This window comes from Nonomuraea sp. NPDC001684 (genome assembly GCF_053596515.1).
The window spans coordinates 1-3,010 of record NZ_JBSFGJ010000718.1 but is presented as its reverse complement, the minus strand read 5'-3'; the positions used below and the strand labels follow the sequence as shown (position 1 = coordinate 3,010).

The following is a 3,010-nucleotide window of genomic DNA, read 5'->3' as shown; positions in this document are numbered from 1 at the left end:
GGAGGAGCTGGCCGCGGCCGCGTGACGTCCCGCCGCGGGGCCGCCCGCGGACCGGGCCTCACCGAGCAGGCGCCGCGGGAGCGCCGGCGGGCAGGGCGCGGCGCGCCAGCGTGACGTAGAAGTCCGTCCCCGTCCGCAGGACGGCGTCGTTGAAGTCGTACTCCCTGCTGTGCAGCGGGTCGCCGCCCCGGCCGGGTTCGGTGCCGTTGCCGAGGAAGGCGAAGCAGGCCGGCACGGCCCCGGCGAACACGCCGAAGTCCTCGCTCGGCATGACGGGCGCGCAGTCGGGGTCGACGCCGTCCTCGCCGGCGACCGCGACGGCCGCCTCGACCGCCGCGGCGACGCAGGCGGGGTCGTTGACGGTCGGCGCGAACTCGTGGGTGTAGGTGACGGCGCACGTCGCGCCGTGGGCGGCGCCGATGCCCTCGCAGAGCCGCCGGATCCGGTCTTCCAGGAGCGCGGCGACGGCGGGGGCGAAGCTGCGGGTGTCCCCTCTGATGACGACCTCGCCGGGGATGGCGTTGCGCGCGCCGTCGGTGCTGATGTCGGTGCAGGACACCACGGCGGGCAGCGCGGGGTCGACGTTGCGGGCGACGACCGTCTGCAGGGCCAGGACGATCTCCGCGGCCACCACGATCGGGTCGACGACCATGTGCGGGCGGGCGGCGTGCCCGCCGCGGCCCCGGATGCGGATCTCGAAGTTGTCCTCGCCGGCCATGATGTTCCCGGCGCGGGTCAGGAAGTGGCCGGCGGGGACGCCGGGCCAGTTGTGCAGTCCGTACATGGCCTGGACGGGGAAGCGGGCGAGCAGGCCGTCGTCGAGCATGGCCCGCGCGCCGCGGCCGGGCTCCTCGGCGGGCTGGAAGACGAACCGGACGGTTCCCTCGAAGCCGCCCTCGGCGGCCAGGACGGCGGCGGCGCCGAGCAGCATCGCCATGTGCCCGTCGTGGCCGCAGGCGTGCATGAAGCCGGGGTTGCGGGAGACGTGGGCGTGCGTGCCCGGCTCGTCGAGCGGCAGGCAGTCCATGTCGGCCCGCAGCCCGACGGCCCGGCCGGCGCCGCCCCTGGTCAGGGAGGCGACGACGCCGGTGCCGCCGACGCCGGTGACGACGTCGAGGCCCGCCGCCTCCAGCTCCGCGGCGAGGTAGGCGCTGGTCGCGTGCTCGGCGAAGGCGGGCTCGGGCCGCCGGTGCAGGTCGTGCCGCCAGGCGCGCAGCCGGGAGTCGAGGTCGGTCACGAGCGGGTCCTTCCGTGCCGGTGGGGCACCATGATGGACGCGTCCGGCCGCCCGATCAATGCGGGGCGGGCCGCAGGTGCTCGTCGAGCCAGTTCAGCACCTTGGAGACGAGGCTGATGCGGTTGGCGCGGTTGCGGATCTCGTGGCCTTCGTCCTCGAAGAGCAGCAGGTCGCAGGGCACGCCGCGGGCGCGGGCCGCCCCGAACGCCTGCCGGGCCTCGTGCACCGGCACGTTGGTGTCCTGGGTCCCGTGCACGACCAGGAGCGGGGCGGCCAGCCGGTCGAAGGCGCGCAGCGGGGACAGGGCGTGCAGCAGGTCGCGGTCCGCCTCCGGGTGCCCGTACTCGGACACCGCGGCGGAGGCGATCCACGGTTCGGTACGGGCGTAGAAGGTGGCGAAATCGGCGATGCCGCTCATGTTCACGCCCGCGCGGAAGAGGTGCGGATGGGTGACGAGGGCGGCCAGGGTCAGGTAGCCGCCGTACGACCAGCCCATGCAGGCGAGCCTGGACGGGTCCGCCGCGCCCGTCCGCACCAGCGCGGCGGCGCAGTCGGCGACGTCCTCGACCGCGCGGAAGCGCAGCGCCAGGTCGTCGGCCTGGCGGAAGGCCCGCCCGTACCCGCCCGAACCGCGCACGTTGGGCGCCAGCACCCCGATCCCGGCGGCCAGGAGGTTCTGGTAGAGCGGGTTGAAGGTGGGGCGTTCCTGGTCCTCCGGCCCTCCGTGCAGCGACACCACGAACGGCGCGGGCCCGTGGACGTGCGCCGGACGGTAGAGCCAGGCGGCCAGCTCCAGCCCGTCGCGGGCGGGGAAGCGCAGCAGCTCGGCGCCGGTCGCGACCGGGAGCCGCCCGGCCCCGGCGGCGTACCGGTACGTCCCGGAGGTCAGGTCGCACAGCAGCACGTGCGAGGGCTCCTCGGGGCTCTCGGCGGCGAGCACCGCCGTGCGGCCGTCCCAGGCGACGCGGATCGAGGTGACCACGTCGGCGGGCGGCGGCGGCAGCGGCCGGACGTGCGCGGCGGGCAGTTCCACGACGTCCAGCGCCGAGCGGCCGTGCTCGTTCCACAGCAGGACGCCGCGGCGGCCGTCGGCGCTGAGCGCGAACCGGTCCAGCTCGGCGTCCGGCCGCTCGGCCAGCACGACGGGATAGGCGTTGCGCCGCACCGCCAGCAGCGCGGCCCGGTCGCGGCCCGCGTCCGACACCAGGTAGGCGATCTCGCCGTCGGGCGACAGGACCCCCTGGTCGGTCGAGCCGGGCAGGCCGGGCAGCAGGTCGCGCTCGCCGCCCGACGGGTGACCCGGGACGGCGTCGGCCGCGTACATCCGGCGCAGGCCGCGCGGCCCGCGCCGGAGCAGCATGCGCGCGTGGTCGCGGCTGACCGCGGCCGGCCACAGCAGCTCGCCTGCGGCGATGACCTGGCGGGCGCCGGTGACGGCGTCGGCCAGCTCGGCCCTGGTCAGGCCGGCGGCGGAGGTCTCGGCCACCAGGACGGACTCGCCCCGGCCGGTCCAGCGGACGAGCGCGGCCGACCCGTGCGGCGGGACGGCGAGCGGCCGCAGCTCGCCGCCGTGCGGGCGCACGGTCCACACCTGCGTGTGCTCGCCGCCGCCCGGCGCCACCAGGACCGCCAGGTGCTCCCCCGTGGGCCCCCAGCTCACGTCCACGACCGGGTGGTGGCCGGTGTCGACCGGCCACGCGTCCACATCCGCGCCGACCGGCAGGACCCCCACCCGGGCCACGCCGACCTGGTCGCCCACCAAGGCCCCCGCGC

General features: G+C 76.8%; 2 protein-coding genes. Both read right to left on the bottom strand.

Translation table 11 applies throughout. The features are described from left to right. Window positions 1–58: 58 nt before the first annotated feature. Entirely contained in the window at window positions 59–1,237 is a 1,179-nt protein-coding gene (locus ACWCSD_RS50625) for an amidohydrolase (RefSeq protein WP_449926703.1), read from the bottom strand. A 55-nt stretch (window positions 1,238–1,292) separates the two neighbouring features. Continuing rightward, a partial coding sequence (locus ACWCSD_RS50620; protein WP_449926700.1) for an alpha/beta hydrolase family protein occupies window positions 1,293–3,010 on the bottom strand: 1,718 nt, incomplete at its 5' end.